Raw genomic sequence first — 16,512 nt, 5'->3', positions numbered from 1 at the left:
ACCACTCCCAGCCCCGCCCCCGGTGGTCCCGGCCGCTCCGCGGCCGGAACCACCGAAACCAATTTCGCAACAGCCCGAAAAGCGGCAACTTCGCCGAAGTTTGCACGATTAGTTCAGCGTCGCTGCAGCGGTATTCGGTCTGCCCGGTCGACACCGCCGTCGACGCGGCATGGGCAGGGCTACATGGAGCCGGTGCACAACATCGGCTGGAGCACGAAATTGTTGCCGGGGTTCGTATCCGGCGTCGTGCTCGTCACCGTGGCGGTGATCAGTTCCAGCGTGCGCGCGGTACCGACCGTGTAGTTGGCGATTTCTCCCGGTGCCAGAGTGGGTTTGATGATGGATCCGGACGGGCCGAACGGCGTCCAGTAGTTCACCGCCACATTCTCCGCGGTCGCGGTGCCGATATTGCGGACGATCACCTGCAACGGCGGCGGGAAGCCCGGCAGCGCCCCGCCACAGTAGGTGTAGACCTCCACATCGGCACCGGCCGGTTCGGCCTGCGCCGCAACGCCGAAACCCACCGCGGTCGTGGCCGCCATCGCCACCCCGGCGGCCAGCACGCCGATACGCCTGATCTTCATAGGAACCTCCCGCTCGACGAACTCTCGTACGGAATATCGAGACCTCGGCAAACCTGTTATGCCCCGAAAAGGGTGGGCGCCGGGCACGCGAGCCTTCGTGTGCTCTCGAGCGGTTCACAAGTTTGGCGATAACTCACGAATCGTCGTTCACTTTCCGCTATCGTCGCGCTCGTCGGGACGGTGTCTCGGCGGGGCCGGTGTCGCGGCGGCGAGGCAGGTCCCTCTCGACCGGCGGTCGTGTCAGAGCCGTCGGCGGTGTTGTGGAGGAGCAGGATGTACCCCGGTGCGCATGTCGATCGATTCCCTGATAAACCGGCGGTCGTGCTGGCCGGGAGCGGTAGCACGCTGACCTACCGCGAGCTCGAGGACAACTCGGTTCGCCTCGCGCGGCATCTGTACGAGGCGGGCCTGCGCAAGGGCGATCACATCGCGCTGCTGTCCGGCAATACGCTCGAGGTGTACGAGGTCTACTGGGCGGCGTTGCGATCCGGTCTTTACATCACGGCCGTCAACCGGCATCTGTCCGCGGACGAGATCAGCTATATCGTCAACGACTGCGGCGCGCGGGCGCTCATCGTGTCGGCGGAACTGGCGGAGGTGGCCCGGCGGGTGGTCGAGCAGACTCCCGCGGTCGGGATCCGGCTCGCCTTCGGCGGGGATGTCCCCGGCTACGAATCGTATGAAAAGGCTGTGGCCGCAGCGTCTCCCGAACCGCTGCCGGATCAGCCACGCGGCGCCGACATGCTGTATTCGTCGGGCACCACCGGCCGCCCGAAGGGCATCAAGCATCCGCTGCCGGATCGGCAGGTCGGCGATGCGCCGGGTGACACCTATACCGCTGTCTTCGGCCCGCTCTACGGATTCGACACCGACACCGTGTATCTGTCGCCGGCTCCGCTGTATCACGCCGCGCCGTTGCGATTCGGCGGCGTGGTTCATGCCCTCGGCGGAACCGTGGTGGTGATGGAACGCTTCGACGCCGAACAGGCGCTCGCCGCGATCGAACGCTATCGCGTCACCCACAGCCAGTGGGTGCCGACGATGTTCGTGCGCATGCTGAAACTGGACGAGAGCGTGCGTACCCGCTACGACGTCTCGAGTATGCGAGTCGCCGTGCACGCCGCCGCGCCGTGCCCGGTGGAGGTGAAGCAGGCGATGATCGACTGGTGGGGGCCGGTGCTGTACGAGTACTACGCCTCCACCGAGGGCAACGGCGCCACCTTCATCGACAGCGAGCAGTGGTTGCGCAAACCCGGCTCGGTCGGGCCGGCGGGGATGGGCGCCGTTCGCATCTGCGACGACGACGGCCACGAGTTGCCCGCCGGCGAGATCGGCACCATCTATTTCGAGCGCGAGGAAGTCCCGTTCGACTACCACAACGATCCCGAGAAGACCGCCAAGGCAATCCATCCCGAGCATCCGACCTGGACGACCACCGGCGATATCGGCTATATCGACGCCGACGGATTCCTGTTCCTGACCGACCGCAAGGCGTTCATGATCATCTCCGGCGGGGTGAACATCTACCCGCAGGAAATCGAGGACGCCCTGGCCCTGCATCCGGATGTCCTCGATGTGGCGGTGATCGGGGTTCCCGACGAGGAGATGGGCGAATCGGTGAAGGCGGTCGTCCAGCCCGCACCCGGCGTCGAGCCGGGACCCGAACTGGCACAACGACTTCGCGATTTCCTGCGCGAGCGCATCGCTCACTACAAGGTGCCGCGCAGCGTCGATTTCGCCGACGAATTGCCCCGTACGCCGACGGGAAAGCTGGTCAAGGGCAAGCTGCGCGAGCAGTACGTGTGAGGTTCGCCGGCGGCCCCGGCAACCACGAATCCGGCTGGCACACGGCATGTTTCAGCGCGGCACGTTGCGTAGGTTCGATCGGGCCATGTCGATCATCCGGCCCACGCCGCCGGTCAGCACGATCTTGCTGGCCGCGAGCGCGAAGCCGCGTACCTGCGCGGCGGTGATGTGCGGCGGGAGGGACAGGGCGTTGGGGTCGGTGACGAGGTCGACCAGGGCGGGGCCCGGATGTTCCAGCGCTTCGGCGATGGCATTCCGGATCGCGAACGGATCCGTCACCCGCGCCGCGTGGATGCCGGCGGCGCGGGCGACGGCGGCGAAATCGACCGGGACGTGGTCGGTTTCGAAATTCGGCAGGCCGTCCACCAGCATTTCCAGCCGGACCATACCCAGCGACGAATTGTTGAAGACGATGATCTTCACCGGCAGCCGATGCAACGCCACGGTGAGCAGCTCACCCATCAGCATGCCCAGACCGCCGTCGCCGGACATCGAGATCACCTGCCGGTCCGGATAGGCGAACTGCGCGCCGATGGCATGCGGCAGGGCGTTGGCCATGGTGCCGTGCAGGAACGACCCGATCACCCGGCGGCGGCCGTTCGGGGTCAGATAGCGGGCCGCCCACACATTGCACATGCCGGTGTCGACGGTGAAGATCGCGTCGTCGGAGGCGAGTTCGTCGAGAATGTCGGCGGCGTATTCGGGGTGAATCGGCTTGTGGTCGGCGACATTTCGGGTGTAAGCGTCGACGACCTGCTCGAGCAGCCGGTAGTGCTCGCCGAGCATGCGGTCCAGGAATTCCCGGTCGGATTTCTGCGCGAGGAGGGGAAGGACCGCGCGCAGGGTTTCGCGAACGTCGCCGTGCACGGCCAGCTTCAGTGGCGTGCGCCGGCCGAGGCGGGAGGCATCGTGGTCGATCTGCACGGTATTGGTTCCCGGCAGGAATTCGTCGTAGGGGAAATCGGTGCCCAGCAGCAGGACCAGATCGGCTTCGTGCATGGCCTTGTAGCAGGCGCCGTAGCCGAGCAGACCGCTCATCCCCACGTCGTAGGGATTGTCGAACTGGATCCATTCCTTGCCGCGCAGGCTGTGCCCGATGGGTGCGTGCAGCGTCTCGGCGAGCCGCATCACCTCTTCGTGCGCGTCGCGAACGCCGGCACCGCAGAACAGGGTGACGGTTCGTGCCGCGTTCAGCGCGTCGGCGAGCGCCCGCACCTGTTCGGCGGCGGGCAGGACGCGACCGAGTTCGGAGACGAGGCTCGTGTCGCCGGTGGGATGCGCGATGTCCAACTGGGCGACATCGCCAGGGAGCACCACCACCGACACCTCGTGGCGCGCCAGCGCATGCTGGATCGCGATCCGCAGCATGCGCGGCATCTGCTCGGGCCGGCTGATCATTTCGCAGTATCCGCTGCATTCGACGAAGAGGCGTTCCGGATGCGTTTCCTGGAAGAACTGCGTGCCGATCTGATCGGAGGGGATGTGGGAGGCCAGCGCCAATACCGGCGCCCCGGTGCGGTGCGCGTCGTAGAGGCCCTGGACGAGATGGGTGTTGCCCGGGCCGCAGCTTCCCGCGCACACGGCCAGGCGGCCGGTCAACTGCGCCTCCGCCGCCGCGGCGAAGGCGGCGGCCTCCTCGTTGCGCACATGCACCCATTCGATCTGCGGGGTACGGCGCACGGCGTCGACGATCGGATTGAGGCTGTCGCCCACCACGCCGTAGATCCGCCGCACTCCGGCCTGTACGAGAACGTGCACGAATTGGTCGGCCACATTCGTTTTCGCCATGCGCACTCCTCCACCGCTGTGATCGGCGCCGGCGTATTCGCCTTCGCCCGGAGCCGAAGCTCCCTTCCGGATGAACAGATCGCGATCGCCACGAATACTACCGGGCGGGGTGGAGCGGAAATGGCGTCGCACAGCACGCGGACCGCTTGCCGCAGCTGAGCAGATTTCGCACAGAGCGCCGAAGCGCGCCCTGCTATTCGATGTCGTAGGCGATTCACGGCCAAGGTGCGCCGGCCGTCGGCGAAATTGCCCCCTGAATATTCACAGCGAATTCCAGTCAACCGGCCGAGCCATCGTCCGGCACGATCTGGCGGCCGCAAAAACGTTGGTGGACAATAGATATCGGCCACACCGCATACGCCGCTACCCACTTGCCGATACGACCGACGACGCATACACGACATCGAGCAACCACCACCGTGATCTCGATGTGATCGGCGATCGGAGGTCGGTACATCCATGCGCTCCTGAGGCTTTCGGTAATGGCATGCCCGATAGCCGGGGCCGGAGACCGCCGTATCGCGGAAACGATCGGAATTCGGCGGTTGGTTCTTCCCGGCTACCGGGGCTGATGCCAGTACACTCGAAACGTCCCGCATCCGAAATGGGCAAGTGCCCGAATGGTTTTCACGGATCCCGGACATTCACTACGGGGACAGAACTTCGAACGCCACCACAGGGTGGCTTCCAGAAACAGGCTCGATCGTCAGGGAGGCTAAAGATATGTCCGTCACCGGCAGCACCCTCGCCCGCCGCGCCCTGGGGCGCGAACTGCGCCGCCTCCGCGAGGCCAAAGGACTGAAACAGGCCGCCGCCGCCCGCGCCGCCGAAACCTCACCCCAGTCCATCGGCCGCATCGAGGAGGGGCTGTCGACGAGAACCACTGGGCTGCAGGTGAATGCGCTGTGCGACTTTTACGAGGCGTCGGACGAGGAGCGAAGGACACTGCTGGGATTGGTATCCGAGGTACGGGCATCGCGGGAGCGCGGAGGCGGCTGGTGGAGGGCATATGCGGACGCCAAGATCCCCAGCGGGTTCGACCACTACCTCGCCCTGGAAGAGGCCACCAGTCGTTTGACGGCATGGAAAACCGAGATCGTGCCCGGCTTGTTGCAGACAGCTGCATATAGGCGCGCACTGGCCTGGTCGGAGATTCCCGAACTGGCCCCCGAAGCTGTCGAAGGGCGTCTGGAAGTGACTGCTCACCGGCAAAAGCGCCTCGAAGACCCCACTTTCATGCTGGATGTTCTACTGTCCGAAGCCGCTGTGCGAGACCAAGTCGGTGGCCGAAACGTGTTGGCAGAGCAGCTGGTTCACCTAGCAAAGATGTGCGAAAGGCCGAACGTCTCCATACGGATCGTCCCGTTCAACGCTCGCCGCCACACCGGGCCGCTCGCCGGGTCGTTCATTCTCCTCGAATTCCCCGACCTGCCGCAGTCGAAATTGTCGGAACCGCCGGTGGTGTACATCGAAGCGTATGCGGGCGATCTGTACTTGGAGCGGCCCGAGGAAGTGACTCGCTATCGCGCTGCGTTGAGCGCGATTCAGCAGGTAGCGTTGGACGAACACGACAGCAGGAACATGATCCTGGCACTAGCTGAGGAGTTCGCGTGAGCATTGATCTATCCGGCGCCCAGTGGTTCAAGTCCAGCCGCAGTTCGTCAGGCAAGGAATGCGTCGAGGTAGCCCACCTTTCCGAAGGTATGGTCGGCGTCCGCGACTCCAAGAACCCCACCGGCCCCGCCCTCGTCTTCGCCCCCGCCGAATGGGATGCGTTCACCGCCCGCCTCGAGCGCGGCAGCTTCGACCTGGCCTGACCTTCTGTGCCACAAGGGCGTTCGAGCACCTCGCTCGAACGCCCTTGTCATATCAGGGGGTGCGAGCGTCGTGGTTCTCACGATGGGCCGACACCTCGTCCATATGGTCCTGCGCCCAGGATCTGAGGCCGCGCGTCAGGTGGTGGAGTGAGAGGCCGAGTTCGGTGAGCTCGTAGGTGACCGTGACCGGAACGGTCGGCGTCACTGTGCGGGTGAGCAAGCCATCACGTTCGAGAGCCCGCAGGGTTTGGGTCAGCATCTTCTGGCTGACACCGACCAGCAGGCGCGATAGTTCGGAGTAGCGCATCGCCTTCGCGGCAGCCGCGACACCGGGCCGATCGGATGGGTCGCCCGCATCCCCGCTCAACGCGCACAAGATCAGCACGACCCATTTGTCGGAGATCCGATCGAGGAGTTGACGACTGGGGCATGCCGCCAGGAATGCGTTGTACTCCGCGCTGCTTCGAGCCCCCTCGAATACCTTCGCTGTCACCGGTCTCGCCTTTCGCTTTCGGAGAGTTACGCACTTTCAAGTGCCTACTTCCCGAAAGGAAGTAGCTCTCCAACAATGGTGCCAGCAGGTCGGAGACTCCCGATCGGAGATGAAAGGCACCACGTGAGCACACCCCTACTTCCCGGCGGCACCCGAATGCTCGGCGACGCGACTGTCACCCGGTTCGGCTACGGCGCCATGCAGCTCGCCGGCCCCGGGGTCATGGGGCCGCCCGCCGACCGCGACGGCGCGCTGGCCGTGCTACGCGAGGCAGTCGATGCCGGTATCACCCACATCGACACCAGCGCCGCATACGGGCCCGACGTGACGAACGAGTTGATCCGTGAGGCACTGCACCCCTACCCGGACACGGTGTACATCGCCACGAAGGTCGGGGCGCGCCGCGACGCGCAGGGCGGCTGGCCTACGGCCCGGCGTCCCGAAGACCTGCGCGAACAGGTGCATCAGAACCTTCGGTCGCTCGGGGTCGAGACCCTCGATCTGGTCAACCTGCGCATGGGCGATGCCGCAGGCCCCCGGCCCGGCTCGCTCGCAGAGGCATTGGAGACGCTCGCCGACCTTCAGCAGGATGGCCTGATACGCCATCTCGGAGTCAGCAACGTCACCGCGGATCAAGTCGCCGAGGCGCGGAGCATCGCGTCGATCGTATGCGTGCAGAACATGTACAACCTCGCCCATCGCCACGACGACGACCTCATCGACCGGCTCGCCGCCGACGGCATCGCCTACGTGCCGTACTTCCCGCTCGGCGGCTTCACGCCGCTACAGTCGGAGACACTCGCCCAGGTCGCGAGCCGAGTGGGTGCCGCGCCGCTGCCGGTGGCGCTGGCCTGGCTGTTGCGGAGGGCACCGAACATTCTGCTCATCCCCGGTACGTCATCCGCGACTCACCTGCGCGAAAACATCGCGGGGGCCGGGCTTTCACTGTCGGATGAGGACGTCGCCGCGCTGGACGGAATCGGTCGTTGACCATGCCGCCGAGGAGCCGCTCACTCTGTGGCCGCTCATACCTCGTGGCTGGGTCGGCGCCGGCCCGGATCCTCCACGATCACCTCCGGCTCCGCCGGCCTTCCCGGCCACGGTCGCTCGGCGATCACCGGGAACTGGCCGGTGTGGTCGTGGCGAATCGCCGCTATTCGCAACACTTTCCGGCGCGTCAGGAACCATCCCCCGACGAGGACGGGGCCCATCACACAGACCGTCGCCACGACCGCCCAGCGTTGGATCGGGTCGCTGCTGCAGGCCATCAGTGCCACCACGGCCACCAGGAAGACGAGGGTGGCGATACCGGTGTAAGGCGCGCCGATCATGCGGTACGCGGGGCGATGGGAAATGCCGTCCCACCAGCGTCGCCACAGGCGCAACTGGCAGAGCAGCACCACCATCCACGAGACGATCGTGCCGAGAGCCGAGACGTTCAGCACGATCTCGAAGGCCTTGTCCGGCACCACCGCGTCGAGCCCCACGCCGATCAGCGCGATCACGCCGGTGGCCAGAATGCCGATGTAGGGCACGCCGGTACGGGACATGCGGCCGGCCACCGCGGGGGCGCTGCCGTTCGCCGACATCGAGCGCAGGATGCGGCCGGTGGAATACAGGCCGGCGTTGAGACTGGAGAACGCGGCGGTGAGCACGATCAGATTCATCATCGACCCGGCAGCGGGGACGCCGATGCGGGCGAAGAAGGTGACGAACGGGCTCTCGCCGTCACGAAAGGCGGTGTAGGGCAGCAACAGTCCGAGCAGGACGAGTGAGCCGATATAGAACACCCCGATGCGGGCGATGACCGAATTGATGGCGCGCGGCATCACCTCGTGCGGATTCTCGGTCTCCCCCGCCGCGATACCGACCAACTCCACTGCCGCATAGGCGAATACGACGCCTGTGGTGACCGTGACGAGCGGCAGCACACCGGTCGGGAACAGTCCGCCGTGATGAGCGATCACGCCGACCCCCGTGGCTTCGCCCCGAATGGCGAACCGGCCGGCGAGAAAGACCGAGCCCACGATCAGAAATCCGATGAGGGCGACGACTTTCACCAGCGCCACCCAGAATTCGAGCTCTCCGAACCATCGCACCGAGATCAAATTCGTGCCGACGACCGCGACCAGCGCCACCAGTGCGATCACCCACTGCGGCACCACCGAGAACGCACCCCAATAGCGGACATATGTCGCGATCGCGGTGATGTCGACGATGCCGGTCATACACCAGTGAAAGAAATACATCCAGCCGACGGCAAATGCGAGTTTCTCGCCATAAAATTCGCGCGCGTAGGATACGAACGATCCCGACGACGGCCGATACAGCACCAACTCCCCCAGCGCCCGCAGCACGAAGAAGACGAAGACACCGCAGACCGCGTAGACCAGAAAGAGCCCCGGACCTGCATCGGCGAGACGTCCGCCCGCACCGAGGAACAGCCCGGTGCCGATCACTCCACCGATCGCGATCATCTGCAACTGACGGTTACGTAACGACTTTCGGTAACCGTCCTGCTCCGTATGCAACGCCGCGGCCAGAGCCGATAATTCGACGGGTCGGTGGTCTGTGCTCATGACCGGACCTTCCGGTGGACAACATTGAATCTTCAAACAACGTAGCGTCGGACATCGGTACGTTCACCGGTGGGAATATCTATATACCGCGCGGTCGGTTCTCAGAAAATGGACACCGTTACCCTCGATGTCGAAAATTCAAACGTGCATAATCGAAATCGACGAGGGGGCAATTCGATGTAGCCGAATCGTTGCCGACCGCGTCCGGCGACCGCGATAGCGGCACCCGGCCATACCCCGCAGGGAATTGCCGGCACTCGCACCGCGGCCCACGCTGGTCTCGTGAACGACATTCGATACGGCCTGCTCCTCCCCGGCGGCGTCGCGCAGTTGGAACGCGGCGGCGCGGCCCGCAGCCTGGCCGAGCTGGCGGTGACAGCCGAAGGAATGGGATTCGATTCGGTGTGGCTGGGCGATTCGCTGAGCCGGGCTCGGATCGAACCCCTGACGGTCCTGGCGGCCGCGGCGGCGGTGACCGAGCGGATCACCCTCGGGACGGCCGCGCTGATGCCGGCCTACCGGCACCCGGTACAGGCCGCCGCCACCCTCGCATCGCTGGACCAGCTCGCCTCCGGCCGGCTGATCCTCGGCGTCGGCGCGGGATTCCCGGAACTCAGCCGCGCCGAATTCGACCTCGTCGGCGTGGACTACCGAACCCGCTTCTCCCAGCTCGACGACACCGTCGACCTGTGGCGGCGGCTGTGGTCCGGCAACACCGACCCCTTCCACGGCAAGGTTCTCCACTACGACTGGTTGCCGGACGTCCCGCAGCCGCATCGGCCGGGCGGACCGCCCATCTGGGCCACCGGCATCACGCCCGCCGCGCTCGCCCGGACCGGACGGCGCTACGACGGCTGGCTCCCCTACCCACCGGATGTGGCCGCCTACGCCGACGGCCTGGCCACCGTCCGGTCCGCCGCCTCCGCCGCCGACCGCGCCGAAACATCCATTACTCCGGCACTTTTCGCGACCGTCTACCTCAGCGACGACGCGCAGGAGGGCCGGGCGGCGCTGGACCGCTACGCGCAGGCGACCTACCGGATGCCGGTGGAGACGGTCGAAACGATCCAGGTCCTGTTGACCGGCACCGCCGAACACGTTGCGGCGCAACTGCATCGGTACATCGATGCGGGCGCCGAACACATCCTCCTGCGCATCGCCGCCCTCGACCCGGCCGAGTTCACCGGGCAATTGGCCCTGATCGAGTCCCTGCTACGGCCCATGACGATCTCGCGCTGATGTGCCGCACATCACTTTTCCGCACTGTCACATCGATCGCGTGAGCGGCATCTTGTGTGCGTTCCCGCCAACGATCACGACAGCAAGGACGACGTCATGGAATCCCGCTTCACTCTCACCGACAGTGCACTCGGCGCCAAGTTCGCCAAACGATTCGGTAACACCAGCATGGTCATCCTCCAGTCGACGCTGCCCAAGGCCACCCAGGACCTGATGATGCTGCGCGTCAGCCAGATCAACGGCTGCGGGTGGTGCACCGATGTGCACAGCAAGGACCTCGCCGCCGCCGGAGAGCCCGCGGTGCGCATCAACCTGGTCGCCGCGTGGCGCGAGGCGTCGGTGTTCAGCGAGGCCGAGCGGGCCGCGCTGGCACTGGCCGAGGAGGGCACCCGGCTCGCCGACGCCCATCAGGGAGTTTCGGACGAGACCTGGGCGCAGGTGCGCAAGCACTACGACGAAGACCAGATCGCCGCACTGGTCGGCCTCATCGCTCAGATCAACGCGGCCAACCGGCTCGGCGTGATCGTGCGCCAGCAGGGCGGCTCGTACGAGCCCGGCATGTTCGCCGATATCGACGGCTGATCAGCGAGCTCGGCCCGGCTCAGGGGTGTCGCCCCGGGCCGGGCCGCGGTCGCGGTTCGGGTGTGCCCGTCTACTGCGTGGCCTCGGCCAGGATCGCCAGCACCGGCTCCGAGGTGTAGAAGGGTTCGAGGCGTTCGCGAATCAGCTTGGCCAGCACGCCGTTTCGCTTCGCAGCCTCGACCACCGCGGGACCGTAGCGCAGGATCTCGGTGCGGATGTCGTCGGCGGACAGGCCCAGTTCGGGCAGCAGCGCGCCGAGGGTGTGGTCGCCGTATTTGGTGAAGAACACGTCGACGCACTCGTCGAGGAGCACACCCACGTACTCCTTGTCGCGGGTGGTGACGACGATCCGGTGTACCAGCAGGGCGAGTTCGCGCAGGTCGGCCTGGGTCAGGTAATCGCGCAGGCCGCTGACCGGCTCACCGGCGTGCAGATCCCAGAACTCCATCGCCGCGCCGTGCACCGGTGCGTCGCGCAGCATCTCCCGGATCGCGTTGTTGGTGCGCTTGAGGGCGAACATCGCGCCCTTACCGGCCATATCGCCGATGAAGGTGCCGCTGCTGGCCTTCTCGGCGGCCTTGCGGGCGGACTTGGCCGCGTTGGTGCCGAACGACACCAGCGATCCGACGCCCGGAACCTTGCTGGCCATCTGCCGGTTCGACTCCATGAAATCGTCGATCAGCTTGTCGACGAATTTGGACGCCGCCGTCGCGACCAAGGGGCTTTCGGTCAGCCGCTCCAGTAGGCGCTCCTGCGCCTGGTGCATGCCGAAGATCTTCTCCAGCAACGCTTCCACGGGCTCGCGGTCCACGACGTCACCGAGGGTGTAGTCGTTGTTCTCGGCGACGTTGTCGTAGATGGCGTCGGCGAACACGGCCACCGAATCCTGCAGCACCGGGCTGCCGCCGATGCGATTCACCACGGTGCGCACCGTCTGCCGCGCCTCCTCGACGGAGACCACATCGCGGAAGACGATGGTGTCGGCGACCGCCAGCACATCGTCCACATCGCGGGCGACGACCTCGGCGAACCGATCTCCCGTCACCTCCGCGAGCAGGTAGTCCACTTGCGCGTCGAGCAGTTTCGCGGCGATGTCCTGTGCTGCGGTCATCGGTTCCCCTTCAGCTGTCCGGACCGCCGGACCAGCCGGAATCACACGTCGTCGCGCAGCGACTTCCGGATCTCGTCCAGGCGTTCCCGCGCGGCTTTCTCCCGCGCCTGCCATTGTTCGTCGGCGCTGCGGCCCGCCGGTGTCTGCCGGTCGAGTTCGCCCAACCCCTGGGCGGTGCCGTAGCGCTGCTCGACCTTATCGCGAACTGACTCGAAAGTAGGGACTCCGGATTCGGAGTATCCGCCGGGCACCCCGAAGCCCTCCGGCGGCAGCGGCACGCCCGAGCCCACCGCGACCTGCCCGAATCCGCCCGAGATCGGCGGCGGCACGGCGGCGGCCGCACCGGGGGTGTCCGAACTCACATCGACCTCCGGTTCGGCATGAGTGGGGCGGGCCGCCAGTTCGGCCGCGGTCAGATGCAACTTCTCCAGACCCGGCCGGCCCGTGGTCGCGGTGACCACGACCTCGAGCAGATCCTCATCCTGCATCGCGGCGAGCAGGGCCGCCATATCACCGGTTTCGGACATGCACCCAGGCTACGCACCGCGACCGCGGTCCGGCCGATTTCACTCGCCGGTCACCGACTCCACGCCCGCGAGAACGTCGCGAACCCACGCCGATACGGTTCCCGACCACCCGGGAATCGAGACCAGGGTGTTGTGACCGGCGTTGGGGTAGATCAGCAGCCGCTTGGGGTCGGCCGCCGCCGCGTGCAGCGTCCGGCCCATCTCGACCGGGAGCAGTTCGTCGGCGTCGCCGTGCATGACGAACGTCGGCACGCGCAGGGTGCGGAGTCGCTGCAGCGTCGGAAACGCGTTCGGCACCAAGGCTTTCGGAATGAAGGGGTAGACCGCGCGGGCCGCGTCGCGCAGGCCGGTGAAGGTGGACATCAGAATCATCGCGGCGGGCGGATATTCGGTCGCCAGTTCGGTGACCACCGCGCCGCCGAGCGATTTACCGAGATAGACAACGCGTTTCGGTTCCACGCCGGACTGTTCCAGCAGCGCCCGGCGGGCGGCGCGGGCGTCCAGATACAGCCCGCGTTCGCTCGGCCGGCCCGGACTGCGACCGTAACCGCGATAGTCGAAGGTCAGCACGTTCAAGCCGGCCGCGGCCAGCAACGCCAGGATCGGCGAGCGATCACCGATATTGCCGCCGTTGCCGTGGGCGTACAGCACGTGGGCGATCGGCTTCTCGGCGCGCACGAACCAGGCATTGATCCGGGCTCCGTCGCCCGCGGTGAGCCAGAGCTCCTCGTGGTCGAAGCCGAATTGCTCGGGCGTCATCGTGATCCGACGTTCGGGATGGAACGTCAGCGCGTTGAGCACGCCCTCGGCCGGATGTCGCATAGCCCCTTCTTAGCGCCGACTACCACCAAGTCTCCACTCGGCCGCTGAATTCACAGGTTCAGATGCAGGCGTAGCGCCCGGTCCAGGTCCTTGACCAGCGCGGGTGGCAAGGTGCCGAGCACCCGCCCTATCCGTTCCACAGATACCGAACGAACCTGTTCGGCCTGCGCTTTCGACGCCACTCGCAAACCTGGGACATCCTCCAACAGCACCTGGAACGGAAAGATTCTATCCGTGTTGCTCGTCACCGGCACCACGGTGACCACACCGCGTCCGAGCTGTACAGCACGCCGGTTGGCGCCGTCGTTGCTGACGACGACGGCGGGACGAGTCTTCGCCACCTCGTTTCCTCGAACCGGGTCGAGGTCGACCAGCACGACGTCCCCGCGCCGCACTACAGGTCACCGGTCGCGACCGACCAGGCAGCTTCCTCGCCCGCTTCTTCCCACTCTTCCCACGCCTGTTCATAGGCATCTTCCAGTGCGCGGGCACGCAGCAGCTCGATGGCTTTGTGCACAGCGGCGGACCGACCAGGCAAATCCGACCGACGCACTTCCTCGTCGATCGTCGCCAGGTCGTCGTCCGACAGACTCACACTCAGCTTCATACCCATGATGCTACCAGGGTAGGAATACGGTTCGCACTATCCACGCAGAACCGCGCCTACGGCGTCGGCCGCCGCCGCGACCGCGGAATCACGGGCCGCGCTCGCCTCGTCCTCGGTGAGGGTGCGGTCACTCGCGCGGAAGCGCAGGGCGTAGGTGAGGGATTTGCGGCCCTCGCCCGCCTGGGCGCCCTCGTAGACGTCGAACAGCGCGATGTCCTCGAGCAACTCGCCCGCACCGGTGCGCAGCGCCGATTCGACCTGGGCCGCGCCCACGGTCTTCTCGACACTCACCGACACGTCCTGCAGAACCGCCGGGAAGGCGGAAACCACGGGGGCGGGACGGGATTCGCGCAGCGGCAGCGCGTCCAGATCCAGTTCCAGCGCACAGGTGCGCGGCGGCAGACCGCTGCGCTCCAGCACGGCCGGATGCAGTTCACCGGCGTGGCCCACGACCGTGCCGTCGACGAGCAGTTCCGCGCAGCGGCCCGGATGGAACGGCAGGTAGGCGGCGGCGCGGCGCTCGATGGTGACGCCGGCGGCATCGGCCACGGCGTCGGCGAGCGCGAAGGCGTCGGCCGCCTCGGCGACCCGGCCGGGCCCCCACGGGCCGCGCGGCTCGCGCTGGCCGGTCAGGACCGCGGCGACGTGCACCGGCTGGGCGGGCAGCGACTCGATCAGCTCGCGAATCTGCTCGTCGGTGGGCCGGCGGTCGACCGGCAGTTCGGCCACCCCGCGGGTGTTCGGACCGGGCAGGACGACCTGGGCGATGCCGTAGATCGACAGATCGCGCTCACCCCGGGAGATGTTGCGGGCGGCCACCTCGAGCAGGGCGGGCAGCAGCGTGGTCGCCAGTTCCGCCTTCTCCACGTCGAGCGGGTTCAGCACGCGCATCGTGTCGCGGCGCGGATCGTCGGCGTCCAGACCCCAGGTGTCGAAGACCCCGGCGGTCATGAAGATCGGCGCGGGCACCTCCACACATCCGGAGAAGGCGAGCGCACGGCTCACGGCGCGGCGACGGCGCTGCACGGCGGAGAGGCCGCGCCCGGCCGGAGCGGTCGGCAGCACCGACGGAATCTGCTCCAGGCCCTCGAGCCGCAGCACCTCCTCCACCAGATCGGCGGGCTGGACGAGGTCGGGCCGCCAGCTCGGCGGGGTCACCACCAGCTGACCGTGGCCGGTCTCGCTGACGCTCACCTCGACCGCGCAGCCGATCTGCGCGAGCCGGCGCGCCGAGGTGCCGGTGGGATAGACCACGCCCGCGGTGCGGTCGGCCAGATCGATATCCATCCGGATCGGTTCGACGGCAGGCACCGGGAGCCGCACGTCGGTCAGCGCGGGTTCCACTGTGCCACCGGCGATTTCGGCCAACAGCGTGGCGGCGCGGTCGAGCGCTGCGACGTTGATCTCGGGATCGACGACGCGCTCGTAGCGTTTACCCGCCTCCGACACCAGCTTGTGCCGGCGCGCGGTGCGGTAGACCGCCAGCGGATTCCAGGTCGCCGCCTCCAGCAGGATGTCGGTGGTGGCGTCGCCGACCTCGGTGCTCGCGCCACCCATGATGCCGGCCAGCGAGATCACGCCCGAATCGTCGGTGATGACGACATCTTCGGCGTCCAGCACCCGCTCGACCTCGTCGAGCGTGCGCAACGTCTCACCGGTGTGCGCGCGCCGGATCACCAGCGGCCCGGTCACTTTCGCCGCATCGAAGGCGTGCAGCGGCTGGCCCAGTTCGAGCATGACGTAGTTGGTGACATCCACCGCGGGCGAGATCGGCCGCACACCCGCCAGCAGCAGCCGGCGCTGCAACCACCACGGGCTCACCGCGTTCGGGTCGACGCCGGTGACCTTGCGCACAGCGAAGCGGGTGCAGCCGGATTCCGGTTCGACGGTCACCGAATACGCGTCGGCCTCGTCGTCGGGCAGCGTGCGCACCGCGGGATCGGCGTAATCGAGATCGAAGCCGCAGGCGAGTTCGCGCGCCAGGCCACGCACCGAGAAGCAGTAGCCACGGTCCGGGGTGATGTTGAGTTCGATCACCGTGTCGTCGAGGCCCAGCAGTTCGTTGGCGTCGGCGCCCGGTTCGGCGGTGCCCGGCTCCAGCACCAGAATGCCCGAATGGTCCTTGCCGATACCGAGTTCGGCGACCGAGCAGATCATGCCGTTGGAGACGTGGCCGTAGGTCTTGCGCGAGCTGATCGCGAATCCGCCCGGCAGCACGCCGCCCGGCAGCACCACCACGACGAGGTCACCGACCGCGAAATTGCGCGCGCCGCAGACGATCTCCTGCAGTTCCGGCTTGCCGATATCGACCTTGCAGAAGCGGATCGGCTTCTTGAACTCGGTCAGCTCGGTGATCTCGGCGACCCGGCCGACCACCAGCGGGTGCTCGATATCGCCGGTGACCGGCGCGAGGGTGTCGAGTTCCTCGACCTCGAGGCCCACGCGGACGAAACCGGCGTCGAGCTCCTCGGGGGTCAGCGACCAGCCGGGGGTGGTCCGCAGCAGGGTTTCCGTCAGCCAGGACTGCGCTACTCGCACGTGACGTTTCGCTTCCTCG

At 66.8% G+C, this 16,512-nt stretch carries 17 protein-coding genes; 6 read left to right on the top strand and 11 right to left on the bottom strand.

The features are described 5' to 3' along the window. Positions 1 to 179 precede the first annotated feature (179 nt). Positions 180 to 584 carry a hypothetical protein gene (locus A5789_RS16775; protein WP_064904596.1) on the bottom strand — a complete coding sequence of 135 codons (405 nt, stop codon included), beginning with the start codon at positions 582 to 584 and terminating at the stop codon, positions 180 to 182. A gap of 273 nt (positions 585 to 857) precedes the next feature. Between A5789_RS16775 and A5789_RS16770 the strand changes: the two genes are divergently transcribed. Continuing rightward, on the top strand, positions 858 to 2,390 hold the full coding sequence (locus A5789_RS16770; RefSeq protein WP_063016086.1) for an acyl-CoA synthetase: 1,533 nt from the start codon (positions 858 to 860) through the stop codon (positions 2,388 to 2,390). Positions 2,391 to 2,441: 51 nt separating this feature from the next. Here the strand turns inward: A5789_RS16770 and A5789_RS16765 are convergent, their stop codons facing one another. Together A5789_RS16765 and A5789_RS36615 are read right to left on the bottom strand one after the other, a co-directional pair. Continuing rightward, positions 2,442 to 4,178 (bottom strand): pyruvate dehydrogenase, encoded by a 1,737-nt coding sequence (locus A5789_RS16765; protein ID WP_064904683.1) that lies wholly within the window; start codon positions 4,176 to 4,178, stop codon positions 2,442 to 2,444. A gap of 277 nt (positions 4,179 to 4,455) precedes the next feature. Further along, the gene (locus A5789_RS36615; RefSeq protein WP_155525932.1) at positions 4,456 to 4,635 is read right to left on the bottom strand and encodes a hypothetical protein; all 180 of its coding nucleotides are present in this window, start codon (positions 4,633 to 4,635) and stop codon (positions 4,456 to 4,458) included. Positions 4,636 to 4,901: 266 nt separating this feature from the next. On the opposite strand from A5789_RS36615, the gene A5789_RS16760 reads away from it, so the two are divergent. Continuing rightward, entirely contained in the window at positions 4,902 to 5,792 is an 891-nt protein-coding gene (locus A5789_RS16760; RefSeq protein ID WP_030518219.1) for a helix-turn-helix transcriptional regulator, read from the top strand. Beyond that, positions 5,789 to 5,995: a DUF397 domain-containing protein gene (locus tag A5789_RS16755; protein ID WP_064904598.1), complete on the top strand. Its 207-nt coding sequence runs from the start codon at positions 5,789 to 5,791 to the stop codon at positions 5,993 to 5,995. Before A5789_RS16760 ends, A5789_RS16755 begins: the two co-directional genes overlap by 4 nt. Positions 5,996 to 6,047: 52 nt before the next feature. Here A5789_RS16755 and A5789_RS16750 read toward each other — a convergent pair whose 3' ends face one another. Next, entirely contained in the window at positions 6,048 to 6,488 is a 441-nt protein-coding gene (locus tag A5789_RS16750; RefSeq protein WP_063016085.1) for a helix-turn-helix domain-containing protein, read from the bottom strand. Positions 6,489 to 6,563: 75 nt separating this feature from the next. On the opposite strand from A5789_RS16750, the gene A5789_RS16745 reads away from it, so the two are divergent. Then, entirely contained in the window at positions 6,564 to 7,478 is a 915-nt protein-coding gene (locus tag A5789_RS16745) for an aldo/keto reductase family oxidoreductase (protein ID WP_082940757.1), read from the top strand. 35 nt (positions 7,479 to 7,513) lie between these two features. Here the strand turns inward: A5789_RS16745 and A5789_RS16740 are convergent, their stop codons facing one another. Continuing rightward, positions 7,514 to 9,067, bottom strand: coding sequence for an amino acid permease (locus A5789_RS16740; RefSeq protein WP_064904602.1), 1,554 nt, complete (start codon positions 9,065 to 9,067; stop codon positions 7,514 to 7,516). 282 nt (positions 9,068 to 9,349) lie between these two features. Between A5789_RS16740 and A5789_RS16735 the strand changes: the two genes are divergently transcribed. Continuing rightward, on the top strand, positions 9,350 to 10,306 hold the full coding sequence (locus A5789_RS16735) for an LLM class flavin-dependent oxidoreductase (RefSeq protein ID WP_227463182.1): 957 nt from the start codon (positions 9,350 to 9,352) through the stop codon (positions 10,304 to 10,306). A 96-nt stretch (positions 10,307 to 10,402) separates the two neighbouring features. Beyond that, the gene (locus A5789_RS16730) at positions 10,403 to 10,888 is read left to right on the top strand and encodes a carboxymuconolactone decarboxylase family protein (protein WP_063016103.1); all 486 of its coding nucleotides are present in this window, start codon (positions 10,403 to 10,405) and stop codon (positions 10,886 to 10,888) included. Positions 10,889 to 10,958: 70 nt separating this feature from the next. Here A5789_RS16730 and A5789_RS16725 read toward each other — a convergent pair whose 3' ends face one another. From A5789_RS16725 to pheT, 6 genes are read right to left on the bottom strand one after another with little or no spacing between them, the layout of a single operon-like run. Next, the gene (locus A5789_RS16725) at positions 10,959 to 11,999 is read right to left on the bottom strand and encodes a hypothetical protein (protein ID WP_064904604.1); all 1,041 of its coding nucleotides are present in this window, start codon (positions 11,997 to 11,999) and stop codon (positions 10,959 to 10,961) included. 41 nt (positions 12,000 to 12,040) lie between these two features. Beyond that, positions 12,041 to 12,526 (bottom strand): hypothetical protein, encoded by a 486-nt coding sequence (locus tag A5789_RS16720; RefSeq protein ID WP_030518958.1) that lies wholly within the window; start codon positions 12,524 to 12,526, stop codon positions 12,041 to 12,043. A 39-nt stretch (positions 12,527 to 12,565) separates the two neighbouring features. After that, positions 12,566 to 13,348 carry an alpha/beta hydrolase gene (locus A5789_RS16715; RefSeq protein WP_063016081.1) on the bottom strand — a complete coding sequence of 261 codons (783 nt, stop codon included), beginning with the start codon at positions 13,346 to 13,348 and terminating at the stop codon, positions 12,566 to 12,568. A 50-nt stretch (positions 13,349 to 13,398) separates the two neighbouring features. Then, positions 13,399 to 13,743 (bottom strand): type II toxin-antitoxin system PemK/MazF family toxin, encoded by a 345-nt coding sequence (locus A5789_RS16710; protein ID WP_063016080.1) that lies wholly within the window; start codon positions 13,741 to 13,743, stop codon positions 13,399 to 13,401. Then, positions 13,743 to 13,955, bottom strand: coding sequence for a ribbon-helix-helix protein, CopG family (locus A5789_RS16705; RefSeq protein WP_063016079.1), 213 nt, complete (start codon positions 13,953 to 13,955; stop codon positions 13,743 to 13,745). Before A5789_RS16705 ends, A5789_RS16710 begins: the two co-directional genes overlap by 1 nt. Positions 13,956 to 13,991: 36 nt before the next feature. Next, positions 13,992 to 16,493 (bottom strand): phenylalanine--tRNA ligase subunit beta, encoded by a 2,502-nt coding sequence (gene pheT, locus A5789_RS16700; protein WP_064904606.1) that lies wholly within the window; start codon positions 16,491 to 16,493, stop codon positions 13,992 to 13,994. Positions 16,494 to 16,512: the final 19 nt, after the last annotated feature.

The organism is Nocardia sp. 852002-51101_SCH5132738 (assembly GCF_001665695.1).
In the GTDB taxonomy this organism is placed as follows: Bacteria; Actinomycetota; Actinomycetes; order Mycobacteriales; family Mycobacteriaceae; genus Nocardia; species Nocardia nova.
Note: the sequence above shows the minus strand (reverse complement) of the source record. Positions and strands in the feature narration are given on the sequence as shown.

Excerpts from the sequence above, each read along its gene's own strand:
- A5789_RS16765 (WP_064904683.1), bottom strand. The coding sequence starts at position 4,178 with ATGGCGAAAACGAATGTGGCCGACCAATTCGTGCACGTTCTCGTACAG.
- A5789_RS16760 (WP_030518219.1), top strand. The coding sequence starts at position 4,902 with ATGTCCGTCACCGGCAGCACCCTCGCCCGCCGCGCCCTGGGGCGCGAA.
- A5789_RS16740 (WP_064904602.1), bottom strand. The coding sequence starts at position 9,067 with ATGAGCACAGACCACCGACCCGTCGAATTATCGGCTCTGGCCGCGGCG.
- A5789_RS16715 (WP_063016081.1), bottom strand. The coding sequence starts at position 13,348 with ATGCGACATCCGGCCGAGGGCGTGCTCAACGCGCTGACGTTCCATCCC.
- A5789_RS36615 (WP_155525932.1), bottom strand. The coding sequence starts at position 4,635 with ATGTACCGACCTCCGATCGCCGATCACATCGAGATCACGGTGGTGGTT.
- A5789_RS16705 (WP_063016079.1), bottom strand. The coding sequence starts at position 13,955 with ATGAAGCTGAGTGTGAGTCTGTCGGACGACGACCTGGCGACGATCGAC.
- A5789_RS16720 (WP_030518958.1), bottom strand. The coding sequence starts at position 12,526 with ATGTCCGAAACCGGTGATATGGCGGCCCTGCTCGCCGCGATGCAGGAT.
- A5789_RS16770 (WP_063016086.1), top strand. The coding sequence starts at position 858 with ATGTACCCCGGTGCGCATGTCGATCGATTCCCTGATAAACCGGCGGTC.
- A5789_RS16745 (WP_082940757.1), top strand. The coding sequence starts at position 6,564 with ATGGTGCCAGCAGGTCGGAGACTCCCGATCGGAGATGAAAGGCACCAC.
- A5789_RS16775 (WP_064904596.1), bottom strand. The coding sequence starts at position 584 with ATGAAGATCAGGCGTATCGGCGTGCTGGCCGCCGGGGTGGCGATGGCG.
- A5789_RS16730 (WP_063016103.1), top strand. The coding sequence starts at position 10,403 with ATGGAATCCCGCTTCACTCTCACCGACAGTGCACTCGGCGCCAAGTTC.
- A5789_RS16725 (WP_064904604.1), bottom strand. The coding sequence starts at position 11,999 with ATGACCGCAGCACAGGACATCGCCGCGAAACTGCTCGACGCGCAAGTG.